This window comes from Paraburkholderia sp. RL18-085-BIA-A, from assembly GCF_046027075.1.
In the GTDB taxonomy this organism is placed as follows: Bacteria; Pseudomonadota; Gammaproteobacteria; order Burkholderiales; family Burkholderiaceae; genus Paraburkholderia.
This window is the reverse complement of record NZ_JARESU010000026.1, coordinates 72,630-90,600: the sequence shown is the minus strand read 5'-3', so window position 1 is coordinate 90,600 and position 17,971 is coordinate 72,630. Positions and strand designations below refer to the sequence as shown.

General features: G+C 64.5%; 16 protein-coding genes, 2 tRNA genes and 1 pseudogene. 11 read left to right on the top strand and 8 right to left on the bottom strand.

What is annotated here, in order from left to right:
- Positions 1–6 precede the first annotated feature (6 nt).
- The 5 genes from gsiC (at position 7) to poxB (ending at position 5,665) form a co-directional block, all read left to right on the top strand.
- Positions 7–927, top strand: coding sequence for a glutathione ABC transporter permease GsiC (gene gsiC, locus P0D89_RS19660; protein ID WP_408368122.1), 921 nt, complete (start codon positions 7–9; stop codon positions 925–927).
- Between the two features lie 7 nt (positions 928–934).
- Positions 935–1,840: a glutathione ABC transporter permease GsiD gene (gene gsiD, locus P0D89_RS19655; RefSeq protein ID WP_408368120.1), complete on the top strand. Its 906-nt coding sequence runs from the start codon at positions 935–937 to the stop codon at positions 1,838–1,840.
- Between the two features lie 8 nt (positions 1,841–1,848).
- Positions 1,849–2,943, top strand: coding sequence for a DmpA family aminopeptidase (locus P0D89_RS19650; protein WP_408368118.1), 1,095 nt, complete (start codon positions 1,849–1,851; stop codon positions 2,941–2,943).
- Positions 2,943–3,776, top strand: coding sequence for a M55 family metallopeptidase (locus P0D89_RS19645; RefSeq protein ID WP_408368116.1), 834 nt, complete (start codon positions 2,943–2,945; stop codon positions 3,774–3,776). The genes P0D89_RS19650 and P0D89_RS19645 overlap by 1 nt, the downstream gene beginning before the upstream one ends.
- Positions 3,777–3,940: 164 nt before the next feature.
- Positions 3,941–5,665: a ubiquinone-dependent pyruvate dehydrogenase gene (gene poxB, locus P0D89_RS19640; RefSeq protein ID WP_408368114.1), complete on the top strand. Its 1,725-nt coding sequence runs from the start codon at positions 3,941–3,943 to the stop codon at positions 5,663–5,665.
- 111 nt (positions 5,666–5,776) lie between these two features.
- On the opposite strand, the gene P0D89_RS19635 is transcribed toward poxB, so the two are convergent.
- Complete coding sequence (locus P0D89_RS19635; protein ID WP_408376992.1) at positions 5,777–6,664, bottom strand: alpha/beta fold hydrolase; 888 nt, start codon at positions 6,662–6,664, stop codon at positions 5,777–5,779.
- Between the two features lie 212 nt (positions 6,665–6,876).
- On the opposite strand from P0D89_RS19635, the gene P0D89_RS19630 reads away from it, so the two are divergent.
- Positions 6,877–8,262, top strand: a complete 1,386-nt coding sequence (locus P0D89_RS19630; RefSeq protein ID WP_408361497.1) for an amino acid permease — start codon at positions 6,877–6,879, stop codon at positions 8,260–8,262.
- A 188-nt stretch (positions 8,263–8,450) separates the two neighbouring features.
- Here P0D89_RS19630 and P0D89_RS19625 read toward each other — a convergent pair.
- Together P0D89_RS19625 and hemN are read right to left on the bottom strand one after the other, a co-directional pair.
- Positions 8,451–8,535: transfer RNA gene (locus tag P0D89_RS19625), tRNA-Leu, on the bottom strand.
- A 107-nt stretch (positions 8,536–8,642) separates the two neighbouring features.
- A pseudogene (gene hemN / locus P0D89_RS19620) lies at positions 8,643–9,937 on the bottom strand (oxygen-independent coproporphyrinogen III oxidase).
- Positions 9,938–10,217: 280 nt separating this feature from the next.
- Here hemN and P0D89_RS19615 point away from each other — a divergent pair.
- The 3 genes from P0D89_RS19615 to P0D89_RS19605 all read left to right on the top strand — a co-directional run bounded on the left by P0D89_RS19615 (position 10,218) and on the right by P0D89_RS19605 (position 12,190).
- Positions 10,218–10,535: a YkgJ family cysteine cluster protein gene (locus tag P0D89_RS19615; RefSeq protein WP_408361501.1), complete on the top strand. Its 318-nt coding sequence runs from the start codon at positions 10,218–10,220 to the stop codon at positions 10,533–10,535.
- A 134-nt stretch (positions 10,536–10,669) separates the two neighbouring features.
- Positions 10,670–11,263 carry a DUF1439 domain-containing protein gene (locus P0D89_RS19610; protein ID WP_408361496.1) on the top strand — a complete coding sequence of 198 codons (594 nt, stop codon included), beginning with the start codon at positions 10,670–10,672 and terminating at the stop codon, positions 11,261–11,263.
- 90 nt (positions 11,264–11,353) lie between these two features.
- Positions 11,354–12,190 (top strand): undecaprenyl-diphosphate phosphatase, encoded by an 837-nt coding sequence (locus P0D89_RS19605; protein ID WP_408361495.1) that lies wholly within the window; start codon positions 11,354–11,356, stop codon positions 12,188–12,190.
- A gap of 92 nt (positions 12,191–12,282) precedes the next feature.
- Here P0D89_RS19605 and trmB read toward each other — a convergent pair whose 3' ends face one another.
- From trmB to P0D89_RS19580, 5 genes are all read right to left on the bottom strand, one after another.
- Positions 12,283–13,074 (bottom strand): tRNA (guanosine(46)-N7)-methyltransferase TrmB, encoded by a 792-nt coding sequence (gene trmB, locus P0D89_RS19600; RefSeq protein ID WP_408361494.1) that lies wholly within the window; start codon positions 13,072–13,074, stop codon positions 12,283–12,285.
- A 418-nt stretch (positions 13,075–13,492) separates the two neighbouring features.
- Positions 13,493–13,566, bottom strand: a tRNA-Gly gene (locus tag P0D89_RS19595).
- A gap of 74 nt (positions 13,567–13,640) precedes the next feature.
- Positions 13,641–14,204 carry a YggT family protein gene (locus P0D89_RS19590; protein WP_408361493.1) on the bottom strand — a complete coding sequence of 188 codons (564 nt, stop codon included), beginning with the start codon at positions 14,202–14,204 and terminating at the stop codon, positions 13,641–13,643.
- Between the two features lie 190 nt (positions 14,205–14,394).
- Positions 14,395–14,715 carry an EthD family reductase gene (locus P0D89_RS19585; RefSeq protein WP_408361492.1) on the bottom strand — a complete coding sequence of 107 codons (321 nt, stop codon included), beginning with the start codon at positions 14,713–14,715 and terminating at the stop codon, positions 14,395–14,397.
- Positions 14,716–14,792: 77 nt separating this feature from the next.
- The gene (locus P0D89_RS19580) at positions 14,793–15,728 is read right to left on the bottom strand and encodes a Rossmann-like and DUF2520 domain-containing protein (RefSeq protein WP_408361491.1); all 936 of its coding nucleotides are present in this window, start codon (positions 15,726–15,728) and stop codon (positions 14,793–14,795) included.
- Between the two features lie 780 nt (positions 15,729–16,508).
- Here P0D89_RS19580 and P0D89_RS19575 point away from each other — a divergent pair.
- Positions 16,509–16,814, top strand: a complete 306-nt coding sequence (locus P0D89_RS19575; RefSeq protein WP_408361490.1) for a hypothetical protein — start codon at positions 16,509–16,511, stop codon at positions 16,812–16,814.
- Between the two features lie 174 nt (positions 16,815–16,988).
- On the top strand, positions 16,989–17,954 hold the full coding sequence (locus P0D89_RS19570; RefSeq protein ID WP_408361489.1) for a threo-3-hydroxy-L-aspartate ammonia-lyase: 966 nt from the start codon (positions 16,989–16,991) through the stop codon (positions 17,952–17,954).
- Positions 17,955–17,971: the final 17 nt, after the last annotated feature.

Here is a 17,971-nt window from a genome sequence, read left to right as displayed (position 1 = left end):
GGTTTCATGCTGAACTTCCTCGTCAAACGTCTCTTTGGCCTGCTGCCAACGCTCTTCATCGTCGCCGTGCTGGTGTTCCTGTTCGTGCATCTGCTGCCGGGCGATCCGGCGCGGCTCGCCGCCGGTCCCGAAGCGGACGAGGCGACCGTCGCGCTGGTGCGCGCCGACCTCGGCCTCGACCGGCCGATGCCGCAGCAGTTCGTCCACTTCTTCTGGCGCATCGCGCATGGCGACTTCGGCATCTCGACGCGCAGCAAGCGGCCGGTCAGCCAGGAAATCGCCGAGCGCTTCATGCCGACGCTGTGGCTCACGGTCGCGAGCATGGTTTGGGCGGTCGTGATCGGCATGGCGCTCGGCATCGTCTCGGCGGTGTGGCGCAACCGCTGGCCCGACCGGCTCGGCATGACGCTAGCGGTGTCGGGCATTTCGTTTCCCGCGTTCGCGCTCGGCATGCTGCTGATGGAGATTTTCTCGGTGAAGCTCGGCTGGCTGCCGATCGTCGGGGACGGCTCGTGGCAGAGCTACGTGTTGCCGTCGCTCACCTTGGGCGCGGCCGTCGCGGCGGTGATGGCGCGCTTCACGCGGGCCTCGTTCGTCGAAGTGATGCACGAGGATTTCGTGCGCACCGCGCGCGCCAAGGGCGTGCCCGAGCGGCTCGTGATCGTCAAGCATTGCCTGCGCAACGCGCTGATTCCCGTCATCACGATGATGGGGCTGCAATTCGGCTTTCTGCTGGGCGGCTCGATCGTCGTCGAAGTGGTGTTCAACTGGCCGGGGCTCGGGCGCCTACTGGTGGACGCCGTGTCGATGCGCGACTATCCGGTGATTCAGGCCGAGGTGCTGTTGTTCTCGCTCGAATTCATCATCATCAACCTGGTCGTGGACGTGCTGTACGCCGTGATCAATCCGACCATCCGTTTCAAGTGAGGCCCGCATGAGCACGACCGCCACCGAGCCGAACGCGGCCACCGCCGCTCCCGCCGAACGCGCGATCCGCACCCCGTGGAGCGAGTTCTGGCGCAAATTCCGCAAGCAGCACGTGGCGCTCGCCGCCGGCATTTTCGTGCTGCTGCTGATTGTGGTCGCGATCGCCGCGCCGCATATTGTCCCGTACGACCCGGAGAATTTCTTCGACTACGACGCGCTGAACGCGGGGCCGTCCGCCACGCACTGGTTCGGCGTCGATTCGCTGGGCCGCGATATTTTCAGCCGCATTCTCGTGGGTTCGCGCATTTCACTCGAGGCGGGCTTTCTGTCCGTGGCGATCGGCGCGGTGATCGGCACATTCTTCGGACTGCTGGCCGGTTACTACGAAGGCTGGTGGGACCGCATCACGATGCGCGTCGCCGACGTGCTGTTCGCGTTCCCCGGCATTCTGCTGGCGATCGGTGTGGTGGCGATTCTCGGCAACGGCATGATCAACGTGATCTGCGCGGTGGCGATCTTCAGCATCCCCGCGTTCGCGCGGCTCGTGCGCGGCAATACGCTGATGCTCAAGCAGCTCACGTATATCGAAGCGGCGCGCAGCATCGGCGCGTCGGACTGGACCATCATCGTACGGCACATTTTGCCGGGCACGATTTCGTCGGTGGTGGTGTACTTCACGATGCGTATCGGCACCTCTATCATCACGGCGGCGAGTCTGTCGTTCCTCGGACTCGGCGCGCAACCGCCGACTCCCGAGTGGGGCGCGATGCTCAACGAAGCGCGCGCCGACATGGTCACCGCGCCGCATATCGCGCTGTTTCCGAGTCTCGCGATTTTCCTGACGGTGCTGGCGTTCAATCTGCTCGGCGACGGCTTGCGCGACGCGCTCGATCCGAAGCTCGACCGGCCATGAGCGCAGCCGTGAATTCAGCGCTGCCTGCACCGCATATCGGCACGTTGCCGAGCGGGACGCTCGGCACGATCGCCGATGTCGCGGGCGTGACGGTCGGACATTGCACGCTCGCTGAAGGCGCGTTGCAAACCGGCGTGACGGTGATTCGTCCGCATCAGGGCGATCCGTTCATCGACAAGGTGCCGGCGGCGGCGTCTGTGATCAACGGCTTCGGCAAAAGCATCGGGCTCGTGCAGGTAGAGGAACTCGGCACGCTGGAAACGCCGGTCGCGTTGACCAATACGTTCGGCGTCGCGGCGCTCGCGCAGGCGCAGATTCGTGCGGCGATCCGCGCGAATCTGCGGATCGGGCGCGAATGGTCGACGGTCAATCCGCTGGTGTTCGAATGCAATGACGGCTACCTGAACGACATCCAGGCGCTGGCCGTCACAGAGCAGCATTTCAACGACGCATTCGACAACGCCAGCACCCAGGTCGCGAGCGGCGCGATCGGCGCGGGGCGTGGCATGTCGTGCTTCGATCTGAAGGGCGGCATCGGCAACGCGTCGCGCGTGGTGGATGTCGCGGGCAACGGCTATACCGTCGGCGCGCTGGTGCTGGCGAACTTCGGCCGCCTGCCGATGCTGACGATCGACGGCACGCCGCTCGGTCGCGTGCTGGCCGAACGCGCACGCGCGGCGCAAGCGGCCGCTGACGCGGCGGCTGCGGGTGCTACGGCCGCGAAGCCCGAGCAAGGCTCGATCATCATGATCGTCGCCACCGACGCGCCGCTCGACGCGCGCCAGCTCAAGCGTCTGTCGTTGCGCGCGGCGGCCGGTCTCGCACGAACCGGCTCGGTGTACGGCCACGGCAGCGGCGACATCGCGCTGGCGTTTTCAACGGCCTATACGGTGCCGCACGCCGCCGACTTCGTCACGCTGCCGCCGCTCGTCGCCGACGCGCGTCTGGACCCGCTGTTTCGCGCGTGCGCGGACAGCGTCGAGCAGGCGATCGTCGATGCGTTGTGGAGCGCCGTCTCCGTGACGGGCCGCGACGGTCATCGGCACCTTTCGCTGAAGGACAGCGTGCCCGACCTCGCGCAACTACTGAAGGCCACTTCCTGATGAAAGTCCTTATTTCCGCCGATATCGAAGGCGTGGCCGGCGTGTTTCATCCCGAGCAGACGCGCGCGGGCAACGGCGAATACGAAGCCGCGCGCCGCTGGATGACGCTCGAAGCCAACGCCGCGATCGAAGGCGCGTTCGAAGGCGGCGCCACCGAGGTATGGGTCAACGATTCGCACGGCGGCTTTCGCAACCTGCTGCCGGATCTGCTCGATGAGCGCGCCCAGGTCGTGCTCGGCAAGCCGCGCACGCTCGGCATGATGGCCGGGCTCGAATATGGTGCGGCGCTGGTCTTCATGATCGGCTATCACGCGATGTCGCAAACGCGCGGCGTCCTCGCGCACACGATCAACAGCTTCGCGTTCGCGCGGGTTTCGTTCAACGGCGTCGAGCTTGGCGAGGCGGGCGTGTATGGCGCGCTGGCCGAAGAATATGGCGCACGCGTAGTGCTTTTATCCGGCGACGACGTCTTCGCCGAGGAAACCGCGCCGCGTTTTCCGCATGCGCGGTTCGTGGTCACGAAGAGCGCGACCGGGCATGCGAGCGGCGTCACGCAATCGCCGGCGGCAGCGCGCGCGGCGATCACAAGCGCCGCGCGGGAAGTGGTCCGGCAACACATCGCCGATGGTTATGCGCCGCACGCGGCGCGTGCCGACGCGAAGCCCGTCGACTGCGAACTGCGCGTGCAGACCAGCGCGCTTGCCGATCTGTTCTGCCAATGGCCGACGCTCACGCGCGTCGACGCGGTGACGTTGCGCTTCCGCGCGGCATCGGCGGAGCATGCGGTGCGGATGCTGAATTGTCTGTCGGCGATGTCGTTCATGCTGCGATAGCGGTAGAGATCGCAGCAGGCGAGCGCTGGCCGCGTGACTTGCCTATGCGGCCATTTCACCGCGCTTACGACTCGCCGCGAAGGGCCCCAGGCGACACGTTTGCGCGGAAGCTGTACTCTCTGGCATTCCAGAGGCACCGTCTTTATCACCGAGCGGGGTACAGCATGGGTAAGCAGACTATTGCGGATTATCTGGCCAAAACACTGGCGGCAGCGGACGTCGAACGGATTTGGGGTGTGACGGGCGACAGCCTGAACGGCCTGTCGGATAGCTTGCAACGGCTCGGCTCGATTCGCTGGATGCACACGCGCCATGAAGAAGTGGCGGCCTTCGCCGCCGGCGCCGATGCCGCCGCGACCGGCAAGCTCGCGGTCTGCGCGGGCAGTTGCGGTCCGGGCAATCTGCACCTGATCAACGGCCTGTATGACTGTCATCGCAATCATCAGCCCGTGCTCGCGATCGCCGCGCACATTCCATCCTCGGAAATCGGCCTCGGCTACTTTCAGGAAACCCATCCGCAAGAGTTGTTCAAGGAGTGCAGTCACTTCGTCGAGCTGGTGACGAATCCCTCGCAGTTTCCCCGCGTTCTGGCGCGCGCGATGCGTACCGCGATCGAGGAGCGTGGCGTCGCGGTGATCGTGCTGCCGGGCGATGTCGCGCTCGGCGACGCGCCCGAGGAAACGCCGGCGTGGGCCGGCACGCTGGAGCGCTCGACCGTGGTGCCGTCCGCGGCCGATCTCGACCGGCTCGCCGATCTGCTCAATCAGGCGGGCGGCGTGACGCTGCTGTGCGGCAGCGGCTGCGCGGGAGCGCACGACGAGGTGGTCGCTTTCGCCGACCAGCTCGGCGCGCCGACCGTGCACGCGCTGCGTGGCAAGCAATACGTCGAGTGGGACAACCCGTTCGACGTCGGCATGACCGGGCTGATTGGCTTCAGCTCCGGTTATCACGCAATGATGTCGTGCGACACCCTCGTGATGCTCGGCACCGACTTTCCGTATCGCAACTTCTATCCGTCGCATGGCAACGTGGTGCAGATCGACCGGCGCGGCTCCGCGCTCGGCAAGCGCGCGCCGTTGAAGCTGGGTCTCGTCGGCGACGTCGAGGCGACCTTGCAGGCGCTGTTGCCGAAGCTCAAACGCAAGACCGACCGGCGCTTCCTCGACAACGCGCGCAAGCATTACGCGGACACGCGCAAAGGTCTCGACGATCTCGCGCGGCCATCCGATCCGGGGCGCGCGATTCATCCGCAATATCTCACCAGCACTGTCGACAAGGTCGCCAACGAGGACGCAGTGTTCTGCGCCGACGTCGGCACGCCGACGCTGTGGGCCGCACGCTATCTGACCATGAACGGTCGACGCAGCCTGCATGGGTCGTTCAACCACGGTTCGATGGCGAATGCGATGCCGCAGGCGCTCGGCGCGCAAGCGGCCGAGCCGGGCCGCCAGGTGATTTCACTGTCGGGCGACGGCGGGCTGTCGATGCTGCTCGGCGATCTGCTCACCGCGCGTCAGCTCGACCTGCCGATCAAGGTGGTGGTGTTCAACAACAGCACGCTCGGCTTCGTCGCAATGGAGATGAAGGCGGGCGGCTACCTCGAGGCCGGCACGGATCTCGCCGCGACCGACTTCGCGGCGATTGCGCGAGGCGCGGGAATCTACGGAGTCCGGATTGAACACTCGGAGAATATCGAACCGGCGTTGCGTGAGGCGTTCGCGCATCCGGGGCCGGCGGTGATCGACGTGGTGACCGCGAAGCACGAGCTCGCGTTGCCGCCGAAGATTCAGTGGGCGCAGGCGAAGGGCTTCAGCCTGTATATGCTGCGGGCCGTGCTCAATGGGCGAGGGGACGAGGTCGTCGAACTGGCGACCACGAATCTGCGCTGAGCGCTGCGGTGGACCGATGCGCGTTCGAAGCTGCGCTCAGGTAGTGCGAGTGGATGCGCGCCGGCAATCGCCGGCAATCGCTGACACGCGCGCGCATCCCCGCCCGCCACGCTACTGCTGCCGGCTCAACTCACGCGCCGCGCGGTCGATCACATCGGCAATCGCGCCCGCATGCGACACCGGCGCGAGGTGGCTCGACGCCATCGGCACGACTTTCGCGCCCATCCGGTCGGCCATGAATTTCTGCACTTCCGGCGCCACCGCGCGGTCCTTGGTCGTCAGCACGTACCACGACGGCTTTTCTTTCCAGCCGACCTGGCTCACCGTCTCGCTGAACGCCTTCGCGGCGATCGGCACTTGCGCGGCGGACAGCACGCGCGTCACGTTCTCAGGCACGTCCGCGGCGAAGTCGGCGTGGTAACGGCCACGGTCGAGCCACAGAAAGCCGCTCGAGTCTGTGATCATGGCGTCGCCCGCGGGCATCGGCGGGGCGCGCTTGAGCAGGTCCATCGCCGACTCGCGCAGCGTCGGCGCAATCGCGGCGATATATACGAGGCCCGCGACGTTCGGCGCGTTCGCGCCCACTTCGGTGATCACGACGCCGCCCCACGAGTGGCCGACCAGCATGGTGGGACCGTCCTGGCGCGCAAGCACGCGGCGGGTCGCGGCGACATCGTCGGCGAGCGACGTGAGCGGGTTCTGCACCGAGCTCACGTGATAGCCCTTCTGTTGCAATTTCGCGACCACGCCATTCCAGCTCGATCCATCGACGAACGCGCCGTGAACCAGCACGACGTTGCGCACCGGGCCGCTCATCGGCGCGGCGGCAGCGGCGGCCGGCGCCGTGGCGGCAGGCGCGGGCGCCGGCGCTTCGGGCGCGCTGGGTTGGGTTGCGGGCTCGTCGGCCGGCGCCGGCGTGGGCGCGGCCGTTTGCGCGACGGCGGCACCTCCCGCGAAGCAGAGAGACAAAGCAGCGGCGCAAAGCAGACGTTTCAACATGTTGAATCTCCGCAGGCTGAAGCTGGAGTAGGGGACCATACCGAAGCGCCACGCGAGTGACAATCACAATCCTCGCCGTTAAGTGCGGCGCAGAACCAACCCGGGTTGGTCCCAGTATTTAGGCCATTTCGGCCGAGGTAAAATCATCGGTTTTGCCGGGCCGGACCACAAGTCCGACTGGGGTGACCGAAATCCATACACTGGGGCGCAATTTGAATAGTGCACAGCAGCAAGACGGCCTGAAGCGGGGGCTGAAGAATCGCCACATCCAGTTGATCGCGCTGGGCGGCGCCATCGGCACTGGCCTCTTTCTCGGCTCCGCGAGCGTGTTGCAGGCAGCCGGGCCGTCGATGATTCTCGGCTACGCGATTGGCGGCATCATCGCTTTCATGATCATGCGGCAGTTGGGCGAGATGGTCGCGCAGGAACCGGTCGCCGGTTCGTTCAGCCACTTCGCATACAAATACTGGGGCGACTTCCCCGGCTTCCTGTCCGGCTGGAACTACTGGGTGCTGTACGTGCTCGTGAGCATGGCCGAGCTGACCGCGGTCGGCACCTATGTGCATTACTGGTGGCCGGGCGTGCCGACGTGGGTGTCGGCGCTGGTGTGCTTCGCGGGCATCAATGCGATCAATCTCGCCAACGTCAAGGCCTACGGCGAAACCGAGTTCTGGTTCGCGATCATCAAGGTGGTGGCGGTGATCGGCATGATCGTGTTCGGCGGCTATCTGCTGATCAGCGGACACGGCGGCCCGCAGGCGTCGATCACCAACTTGTGGAGTCATGGCGGCTTTTTCCCGCACGGGGTCCACGGGCTCTTCATGATGCTCGCGGTGATCATGTTTTCGTTCGGCGGCCTGGAGCTGATCGGCATTACCGCCGCCGAGGCTGCCGATCCGCAGAAGAGCATTCCGAAGGCCGTGAATCAGGTGATCTACCGGATTTTGATTTTCTACATCTGCTCGCTGGCGGTGCTGCTGTCGCTGTATCCATGGAACGAGGTCGCTGCGGGCGGCAGCCCGTTCGTGATGATCTTCTCGCAGATCGGCTCGACGCTGACCGCGAACGTTCTCAACGTGGTGGTGCTGACGGCGGCGCTGTCGGTGTACAACAGCGGCGTGTATGCGAATAGCCGCATGCTCTACGGTCTCGCGGAGCAGGGCAATGCGCCGCGCGCACTGATGAAGGTCGACCGGCGCGGCGTGCCGTACATGGCGATCGGTTTGTCGGCGCTCGCAACGTTCACCTGCGTGATCATCAACTACCTGATCCCGGCCGAAGCGCTCGGCCTGCTGATGGCGCTGGTGGTCGCGGCACTGGTGCTGAACTGGGCGCTGATCAGTCTGACGCATCTGAAGTCGCGCAAGGCGATGATGGCGGCGGGCGAGACGCTCGTGTTCAAGTCGTTCTGGTTTCCGCTCAGCAACTGGATCTGCCTCGCGTTCATGGCGCTGATCCTCGTGATTCTGGCGATGACGCCGGGGCTGTCGATGTCGGTGTTGCTCGTGCCGGTGTGGCTGGTGGTGATGTGGGGCGGCTATGTGTTCAAGCGTCGGCGCGGGCAAACGCAGGGTGGCGCGCGAGTGGCGGGGCGATAAGGCTGTGTTGTGCGGCGGCATGGGCGGCGGGTTTTGCGCTCACGCTGCCTGGTCTGGTGCGAGGCGGCTTGGGTTCGATGCGCTCTCGAGCGCAGCCGAATTCAGCTTCCAGAAACGACAAACCCCGCAGGCAGCAGGCGCTGGCGGGGTTCGAGGAAAAAGCAAAACAACCGGTCAATCGAATTTTTTGGTGCCCAGGGCCGGAATCGAACCGGCACGCCTTGCGGCGGGGGATTTTGAGTCCCCTGCGTCTACCAATTTCACCACCTGGGCAGGTCTTGCAGCGTACGCGTCAGAACACGGGCGCGCAGCGAAGACGCAGATTATGGCCGAAAATTCGACGACGGGCAAGCCACTTGCTTGCACCCGCCGCGAAGCGCTCAGACCGTGCGGGAAAACCGTTCGGGAGTCTGCTGGCCGAGATAGTGGTCGAACACCATCGCGATGTTACGCACCAGCATGCGTCCGGCCATCTGCACTTTGAGCTTGCCGGCGCTGATCGACACCAGACCGTCCTTCTCGAAGCCGGGCAAGCGCTTCAGCTCCGGCGCGAACGTTTCGGCAAAGCGGAGGCCGTAAGCGGCTTCGAATTCATCGAAGCGCAATTCCGGGTTGCACATCACCTGTGTGATCACGTCGCGGCGCAGGCGGTCGTCGGCGGTGAGGCGCACGCCGCGTGTGATCGCCAGTTGGCCTGCGTCGATCGCCGCCGCATAGCCGGGCAGGTCTTTCGCGTTCTGCGCGTGCGTTGCGCTTGCGCGCGCGCGAGTTCGTCGGTGGGCAGCGCGAAGTGGTCCATTCCGATGTACATATAGCCCGCGTCCGTCAGACGCTCCACCACCCGTTGCAGCAGCGCGAGCCGTTGCTCCGGCGAGGGCAGCGTGGCGGGGTCCATCTGACGCTGCATCTTGAAGAGCTGCGGCATGTGCGCGTAGGCGAACACCGACAAACGGTCGGGCGCGAGTTCTATCATTGTGTCGAGCGTGCGGCTGAAGCTGGCGACGGTTTGATGCGGCAGGCCGTAAATCAGATCGACGCCGATCGAATGAAAGCCGGTATCGCGCGCGGCCTGCATCACCGAGGTGGTCATCTCGAGTGGCTGAATGCGGTTGATCGCCTGCTGCACGACCGGATCGAAGTCCTGCACGCCGAGACTCATCCGGTTGAAGCCGAGCTTGCGCAGATGCGCCACGGTGTCGGGCGACGCTTCGCGCGGGTCGACTTCGATCGAATATTCGGCTTCGGCATCGGGCAGCAACGTGAAGTGCTCACGCGTGGCGGCCACCAGCTCGGCCATTTCGTCGTGCGACAGGAAGGTGGGCGTGCCGCCGCCCCAATGCAGTTGCGACACCGGACGCCGCGTGTCGAAGCACGCGGCTTGCAACGCTATCTCGCGCTTCAGTCGATTGAGGTACGGACGCGCGTGCGCGCGGTTTTTCGTCGCGACCTTGTTGCAGCCGCAGTAGAAGCACACGGTGTCGCAAAACGGAATGTGGAAGTACAGCGAGAGATCGGTGCCGGACGCGCCCGGGTCGGCGGCGGCGCGCAGATAGTCGGCGGGGTCGAAGTTGTCGTGGAACTGTAGCGCGGTCGGATAGGACGTATACCGTGGACCGTTTGCGCTGTATCTGGCGAGCAGGTCGGGACGGAATAGCGTGTTGGCGACGGTGGTCATGAGTGGCTCGGGTCGGTTGGCCACGGTGGAAGAGGCGGCTGCCGGCGGTGTTCGCCGGAGCGGGGTGACAAGCGCGGATCGAGCAGCGCCGACGCCTCTCGCGCGTAGCCTTTCGGAGCTTTCGAGTCTAAGGGAGCGACCCAAGGCCGGATTGCGTAAAAAGGTCGCACGGAATGCGGTGGCACAATGCGGGTCTGGTAATGCGTTGCCCGTTTTCGGGATCAGGAAGAGTGTCGTGAGTGATGTGCGGAAAAGCGTGCAGAAGAGTGCGCAGATAAAAATGCCGGACGGCGTCGTTAAGCGCGAGTCGCCATTTCACGTGGCCGATCATGCGTGCCGCCCCGATTGCGGCGCGTGCTGTATCGCGCCGTCGATTTCGAGCCCCATTCCGGGCATGCCGGATGGCAAGCCGGCAGGCGTGCGCTGCGTGCAACTCGGCGACGACCTGCGCTGCGCGATCTTCGGCCGGCCGGAGCGGCCGGCGTGCTGTTCTGGTCTGCAGCCGCAAACCGAGATGTGTGGGACGCACCGCGTCGAAGCGCTCGCATGGCTGACGCAGCTCGAAGCGCAAACTCAGCCGCAAGCGGCCGCGCGGTAGTCCCGCGGTAGTCCTATAGCGCTTTAAACCCGTTAAGTTAATGACCTTTGCCACGCGCGCCAGTCCAACCCGCATCGGCCAAACCTCGAGCCAGCCCACCCGCATGCTCGACAAGCCTTCCCAGGAGATTTCGCATGACTCGACCCGCAGCGCCGGCCCGGCGCCGCTTTTTGCGCGCCGCGCTGACAGGCTGTAGCGCGCTTGGCATCACCGTATCGCTCGCGGCCTGTGCGACGCCGATTTTTCCGTTCATTCCGTCGCACTACACGTTCTCACAGCAGCAGGTGCAGGACGCGGTGCAGCGCAAATTCCCGTATCAGCGCACGGTCTCGCAAGTGTTCGATGTCGCGCTGACCAACCCCGTGGTCGGTTTTCTGCCGGACGCGAACCGCGTCTCGGTGAAGCTCGACGCGCGCTTCGCGAGCCCGTTCATGCCGCAGCCGGTCGACGGCGTGTTCACGCTGTCGAGCGAGCTGGCCTACGACGCCGCCAGCCGCTCGGTCGTGCTCAAGTCGCCGAATGTCGACAACGTTAGCGTGAACGGCCAGGCGCAGGCCTACACGCAGCAGATCAATGCGGCCGCGGCACTGCTCGCGACGCAATTGCTGACCAACTATCCGATCTACACGTTCAAGCCCGAACAACTGCAATTTGCCGGAGTGAGCTATGAACCCGGTACAATCACCATCCTTACAAACGGCATACGCGTGCAAATCGTCGAAAAATGACGCGGCGCGCGGCCGGCAGGGCCGCATACGCATGTAACTGTTCGCGCCGGTCCTGTCCGTTCCGACAATCTACCGCGATGAGGAGCACGGATGGACTGGCTACTGGCTTGCAAGGCGCTGATTCTGGGCGTCGTCGAAGGTTTGACGGAGTTTTTGCCGGTGTCGAGCACTGGGCATCTGATCGTTGTCGGCAGTCTGCTGAACTTCACTGACGAACATGCGAAAACCTTCGATGTCGTGATCCAGCTTGGCGCGATTCTCGCCGTGTGCTGGGAATTCCGCCGCCGCATCGGCAGCGTGGTGGTCGGCCTGCCAAGCCGGCCGGAGGCGCGCCGCTTCACGCTGAACGTGATCATCGCGACGATTCCTGCGATCGTGCTCGGGCTGCTGTTCGAAAAATCCATCAAGGCGGTGCTGTTTTCGCCGGTGCCGGTGGCGTTCGCGCTGGTGGTCGGCGGCCTCGTGATTCTGTGGGCGGAGGCCCGCCAGCGGGCGCGCGGCGACGCGGAGGCGCGGGTGCGCGACGTGGACGACCTGAGCGCGCTGGACGCGCTGAAGGTGGGCTTCGCGCAGTGTTTCGCGCTGATTCCGGGTATGTCGCGCTCTGGCTCGACGATCATCGGCGGGATGCTATTTGGGCTGGAGCGGCGCGTCGCCACGGAGTTTTCGTTTTTTCTCGCGATTCCGATCATCTTCGGCGCGACCGCGTACGAGATGCACAAGGACTGGCACGTGCTGTCCACCGACGCGCTCGGCAACTTCGCGATCGGCTTCGCGGCGGCCTTCGTCAGCGCTTTTATCTGCGTGCGCTGGCTGTTGCGCTACATCGCGTCGCATGATTTCACCGCGTTTGCGTGGTATCGGATTGGCTTTGGGCTGTTGATCTTGCTGGTTGGCTATAGCGGCGCGTTGAGCTGGACCGAATGACGGCTTTCGTTGCGCCAGCTTCATGAAAAAAAAGGTCCGCGTTTGCGGACCTTTTTGCTATCTATCGGCCGCTGAATGCCCGGCGCGCGCCTTTACGCCGCGCCGCGTTTGCGGAACACCAGATCCCACACGCCGTGTCCAAGCCGCAGCCCGCGGCGCTCGAACTTCGTCACCGGACGATACTCCGGGCGCGGCGCATAGTGGTCGGCGGTGTTCTCCAGCGTGGGCTCGGCGCCTAGCACTTCAAGCATCTGCTCGGCGTAGTTTTGCCAGTCGGTCGCGCAATGCAGATAGGCGCCGGGCTTCAACCGCGACACCAGTAGCGCGACGAACTTCGGCTGGATCAGCCGGCGCTTGTGGTGACGCGCCTTGTGCCACGGGTCCGGGAAGAAGATGTGCATGCCGTCGAGGCTGTCCGGCGCGATCATCTGTTCGAGCACTTCGACTGCATCGTGCTGAATGATGCGGATATTCGACAGCGACTGCTCGCCCATCAGCTTGAGCAACGCGCCCACACCTGGTTCGTGTACTTCGACGCCGAGGAAGTCGTCGCCCGGACGGTGCGACGCGATTTCCGCGGTCGTCGCGCCCATGCCGAAACCGATTTCCAATATGCGCGGCGCCGCGCGGCCGAACACGTTGTCCCAGTCGGGCTGCTGCGGCGTGAAGGGCACCACGAAACGCGGGCCGAGTTCGTCCATTGCGCGGCGCTGGCCGGTCGACACGCGGCCAGCGCGCGTGACAAAGCTGCGGATGCGGCGGCGGTGCAGCGCTTCCGGGGATGCTTGCTGGGGCGCCGTGTCGCCGGCGGGTTGGTCTTCGGCTTCGTTGGAGGGCGTCGGGAGTTCGTCCGGCAGGCCGGTGTCGTTTGGTTCGTGGATCATCGTCGATGCTGCTGCTAGGGTGAGGGCTTTGCGGCTTGAGTGGTACGGCAACGCGACGACCTGGCCGCGCTGGCGCGGCGGCAGCCGCGAATCGTGCGCGCGGCAGACAGACGCGGCTCGCTACGCCGAGCCGCCGCCGCTACAAAAAAGCCGCCTTCGTGGAGGCGGCTCGTGCTGGATTTCCGCTGAAAGGCTCAGCCGGAAGGTGGAGCGGGCGTTGCAAGTGCGCGTAAGGTAGCACAACCGAAAAGGGCGCGTCCAGACGAAGGGCGGTTGATGTCGTCGCGCAGATGGGGCGCGGCGCGAATGTGCGTGAATGCAGCAACGGCTGGGACGAGCGGAAAATACGGATTTTTGCAGACTGCCTGCGCCTGGTTGAATCGCGTAGCGCGACGCACAGGCTGTGCTGGAGAGGGTCTGGAGCGGGCGATGGGAATCGAACCCACGGCTCTAGCTTGGGAAGCTAGGGTATTACCATTATACGACGCCCGCAGAGCGCACAATTCTACTCGGAAAAGGGTGTTCAGCGCAAATCACACACCCTTTCCCGCTGACGCATCACGCCATCAGATCACGAAGTAAGTCAGCTGAACGGCTGCGCGCGTGACCACCATCAACAGCACCTGCACGATCACGAACAGCAGAATCGGCGACAGGTCGATCCCGCCGAGTTGCGGCAAGACGCGGCGCAGCGGATTCAGAAACGGCGCGGTCAGTTGATACAGAATCGGCATGGCCGGGGAGCGCGGATTGAGCCACGACAGCAGCGCCATCAGGATCGTCATCCAGATGATCAGATTCAGCGCCCACTTGATGAGCGTCAGCACGGCGACGATCAGCAGCGTCGGCAGCAGCGTGAGCGGATCGGCGCCAGTGAGGACCACCATCAGCACCACATAGACGATCGCCGCGAGCAGCGCCGCAACGAGGCTCGCCCAGTCGACGCTGCGCGTGCTCGGCAAGATGTGCCGCAGCGGCAGCACGATCCAGTTGGTGGCTTGCAGCACGGCGTTCGTCACCGGATTGTAGGGCGGCATGCGCACGACCTGCAGCCAGGCGCGCAGCAGCAACGCCGCGCCGAACAGCGTGAAGACGGTATTGAGCAGAAAACGGGCGATATCGCCAAACATCTCGTGTCCTTATGCATCGGATGGCGGCCGCCGATCGGCCGCGGGGTGCCGGCGTGGAGCGATCGGTGCGCGCCGGCGGTTCATGGGGATTGCATGCGCGTTTCGCGCGGTGGTTCGGTGACGAGGCTTCGATCCGGATGCGGCGGCTGCTTGAATGAGACGCCGCCGTTTCGCTTCCGTCTGCTCGTCATCACACGGAAATCTTGATCTCACTGATCAGAATCGTGCCGTTGCCGCCGTCGGTGTAATTGGGGATGTCGGCCATCAGCCGCTCGGAGGCCGACTTGAAGACCTTGTAGAAATCATCCGCGCTGTCGAACAGGAAGTGGCCCGCGGCGACGTACGGCGGCGGCGTTCCCGGCGGCCCGGCATTGATGCCGACATCGACCGACCAGCCCTTCAGCGACGCTCCGAACAGCGTCGCCGCAAGCGGCATATGCGTGGCGCAGTAATACTCCACGTCGAAGTGGCCGTTTTCCCGGTACGGATAGAGGATGCTGACCTTGATCATTGTACGTTCTCGTCTGTTGGTCCCGATGCGCGGCGTTCGCGGATTGCGTGCGGCGCCGGACGTCACATTATCACGGCTTACTTGACGCTTGCACCTGCTGCGGCTTGATTCAGCGATCGGTTGAGCGAATCCTCGACCGTCGCGGCGATCGCTTCGAGCGCGGCGGGCGGGCTCACGCGGCGTTCGGCCAGTCCGACCGCGCGCCGCGACAACAAGCCGTAGAGTGCCGCGTGGTCGCCGCCGAGCCCTTCGAGTAGCGCCAACTGCTTAGCCACGACCCCGGTGTCGCCACGCGACACCGGGCCCGCTAGCGCGTTGGGTAAGCCCTTATCGCGGGCGGTTTCGATGGTGCCCGCGAGCATCGGCAGCAGGGCGCGCAGCGCGTCGTCTTCGGCGAAACCGAGCGTGCGCCACAGCGCGACGCATTCGGCGAGGCTGCACAGCGCGAAGCTGGCCGCATAGTGCGCGGCGGCGTGATACAGCATGCGGCCGCCCGCCGGAATCGACAGCGGATGGCAGCGCAACGCGAGCGCCAGCGCGGTCAGCGTGTCCTTCAACGCGCCGTCGGCCTCGATCGTCACCGAGCAGCCGGCGATCCGCTCGAGGTCGGCGAGCTCTCCGCTAAAGAGGTAGAGTGGATGAAAACCGCCGATCGACACCCCCTGGTCGCGCGCCGGGGCCAGCAGCTCGACCGGCGAAGCACCGCTGCAATGCACGAGGGCCTTGCCGTGCCGGCTCGCGGCGTCCGGACCGAACCGCAGTGTGTGCGCTGACGTACCGATGCTGTCATCGGGAACAGCTAAAAACACGATATCGGCGGCCTCGACGACCTGTTGCGGATCGACGGATGCCACGCAATGCTCGATTTGACTGGCAACCCGGCCGGCCGACGCCGCTGAACGGCTCGCCACCGCCGTGACCGGGTAGCCGGCGCGAGAAAAGCTCAGCGCGAGACAACGCGCGAGTCGGCCAGCACCGATAAAGCCAAGGCGCGGCAATGGAGACTGGGACATGGTTTCCTGCTCCAGACGGAACATTTGAACGGAAAAGCAGAAGTATCGCGCATTCGGCGTCGGCGGCGTGATCCGGCTCGATTTTCCTGCGAACAGTTTGCGCCAGATATGGCGCATGCAGCCGGACATGCGGCGAAGCGCCGCCCGCAAGTTCGAAAGCTGCTCACAATTGTTCAGGACTGATTTGGTAGTGGCTGTTTCTGGGTACTTCGTTACGCAGTCAGATTCGGGAGGTTCACGATGAGTATTTTTTCTTACCGAAAGCACTTGCGGTTCCTGACACACGCACAGCGCCGTCGCTGGTGGGAGCAGAAAAAGCGCCTGACCCCGCGCGTCCGTATTAGCGGCGCGTACGTTCCGCCCAGCGTGTCCCGCGAATTTGCGTATGTGAAAGTGGGCTGAACCGGCTGCGTTCACTGGTGAGAAATGCCCGGCAATTCGCCGGGCATTTTTTATTGGAGGCTCGGTTGCGTTGTCAGTATTGAAGCTAATTTGTAATCAAAGATTACCGAAACGCGAAGCTGGAAATTGCACGCGCCGCACGAACGCGCGCTCTACGCGTTTCGACTCCGCTCAAACCCTTGATCTTCAGCTCAAAACGTCGCCGCGGCGTGACCAGACCCGCTCGCGCGAATGGGGGCTGAATGTCGGCCTATTGTCGCGCATTGCAATTTGCAACAAATGCGAACAGATATGCGTGGTCTTTTTCGATAGATTGAATGGGTAGCATGCAAGGCATGCGCAGTCGGCGTCCTTGATAGGTCGCGCTAGGAGAATAAAGTGAGAAAGATCGTTCCGTTTGTCGTTGCTGCGCTCGGCTTGGGACTAGCCGGGGCGGCAGAGGCACATGTTTCCGTCGGTATCGGCATTGGGGTTCCGGTCGCGCCGGCTTATCCGGTATATGCGGCGCCCCCGCCGGTCTATTACGCACCTCCGCCGCCGGTTTATGTGCCGCCTGTCGTGTATGCGCCGCCGCCCGTGGTGGTCGGTGGTTATTACGGCTATGGCCGTCCGTATTATCGTCACGGCTATTACCACGGTTATTACGGCCACGGTTATTACGGTCGCGGTTATTACCGCCGCTAATCGCGGCAGGCAAAGCGTGATCGCACTCGGCGTAACGCCGGCTTGATTGCCGGGTTACGCCGTTTTTGTTTCCACGTTCGTTTTTCCGTTTCCTGCGCGCGCAAGGCCGGCGTTCCAAAGCGTGGCGAAGCTGGGACAATGCGTGTTTCGCCACCGCTCAGGAGAGTTCCGCCGATGCAAGCGCTTCCCGCTCCCACTTTCGACGATGTACTCGACGCCGCAGCGCGTCTCGAGGGCGTCGCCCACCGTACCCCCGTGCTGACCTCGAGCACATTCGACGAGCGCACGGGCGCATCGGTGTTCTTCAAGTGCGAGAATTTTCAGCGCATGGGCGCGTTCAAGTTTCGCGGCGCCTATAACGCGATTTCGCACTTCGATGCGGAGCAGCGCAAAGCGGGCGTGCTGACGTATTCGTCGGGTAATCATGCTCAGGCCATCGCGCTGTCGGCGCGCCTTGCCGGCATCCACGCGACGATCGTCATGCCGCACGACGCCCCCGCGGCCAAAGTCGCGGCGACCAAGGGGTATGGCGGCGAAGTGATCACCTACGACCGCTATACCGAGAACCGCGAAGAGATTGGCCGGCGGCTTTCGCAAGAGCGCGGCATGACGCTGATTCCGCCGTACGACCATCCGCACGTGATCGCCGGGCAGGGCACCGCGGTGAAAGAGATGATCGACGAAACCGGCCCGCTCGACACGCTGGTCGTGTGCCTGGGCGGCGGCGGATTGCTCGGCGGCAGCGCGTTGTCGGCAGCGGAGTTGAGCCCGGCGTGCACGGTGATCGGCGTCGAGCCGGAAGCGGGCAACGACGGCCAGCAATCGCTCGCGCGCGGCGAGATCGTTCATATCGACACGCCGCGCACGATCGCCGACGGCGCTGCCTCCACGCATCTCGGCGACTACACGTTCGCGATCATCCGCGAGCGGGTGGCGCGGATCGAAACCGTCAGCGACGAGCAGTTGATCGATACGATGCGCTTTTTCGCGCAACGTATGAAGATAGTGGTCGAGCCGACGGGTTGTCTGGCCGCGGCGGCGGTGCTCAACGGCATCGTGCCGGCGAAGGGCAAGCGGGTCGGCGTGGTGGTGAGCGGCGGCAACGTCGATCTGCCCAAGCTCGCACAGTATCTCGCCTGAGCGAACGGCTCGAACCT

Coding starts and splice junctions, on each gene's coding strand:
- P0D89_RS19570 (WP_408361489.1), top strand. CDS start 16,989: ATGCAAGCGCTTCCCGCTCCCACTTTCGACGATGTACTCGACGCCGCA.
- P0D89_RS19645 (WP_408368116.1), top strand. CDS start 2,943: ATGAAAGTCCTTATTTCCGCCGATATCGAAGGCGTGGCCGGCGTGTTT.
- P0D89_RS19615 (WP_408361501.1), top strand. CDS start 10,218: ATGCCGGACGGCGTCGTTAAGCGCGAGTCGCCATTTCACGTGGCCGAT.
- poxB (WP_408368114.1), top strand. CDS start 3,941: ATGGGTAAGCAGACTATTGCGGATTATCTGGCCAAAACACTGGCGGCA.
- gsiD (WP_408368120.1), top strand. CDS start 935: ATGAGCACGACCGCCACCGAGCCGAACGCGGCCACCGCCGCTCCCGCC.
- P0D89_RS19590 (WP_408361493.1), bottom strand. CDS start 14,204: ATGTTTGGCGATATCGCCCGTTTTCTGCTCAATACCGTCTTCACGCTG.
- trmB (WP_408361494.1), bottom strand. CDS start 13,074: ATGATCCACGAACCAAACGACACCGGCCTGCCGGACGAACTCCCGACG.
- P0D89_RS19580 (WP_408361491.1), bottom strand. CDS start 15,728: ATGTCCCAGTCTCCATTGCCGCGCCTTGGCTTTATCGGTGCTGGCCGA.
- P0D89_RS19605 (WP_408361495.1), top strand. CDS start 11,354: ATGGACTGGCTACTGGCTTGCAAGGCGCTGATTCTGGGCGTCGTCGAA.
- P0D89_RS19585 (WP_408361492.1), bottom strand. CDS start 14,715: ATGATCAAGGTCAGCATCCTCTATCCGTACCGGGAAAACGGCCACTTC.
- P0D89_RS19635 (WP_408376992.1), bottom strand. CDS start 6,664: ATGTTGAAACGTCTGCTTTGCGCCGCTGCTTTGTCTCTCTGCTTCGCG.
- P0D89_RS19610 (WP_408361496.1), top strand. CDS start 10,670: ATGACTCGACCCGCAGCGCCGGCCCGGCGCCGCTTTTTGCGCGCCGCG.
- gsiC (WP_408368122.1), top strand. CDS start 7: ATGCTGAACTTCCTCGTCAAACGTCTCTTTGGCCTGCTGCCAACGCTC.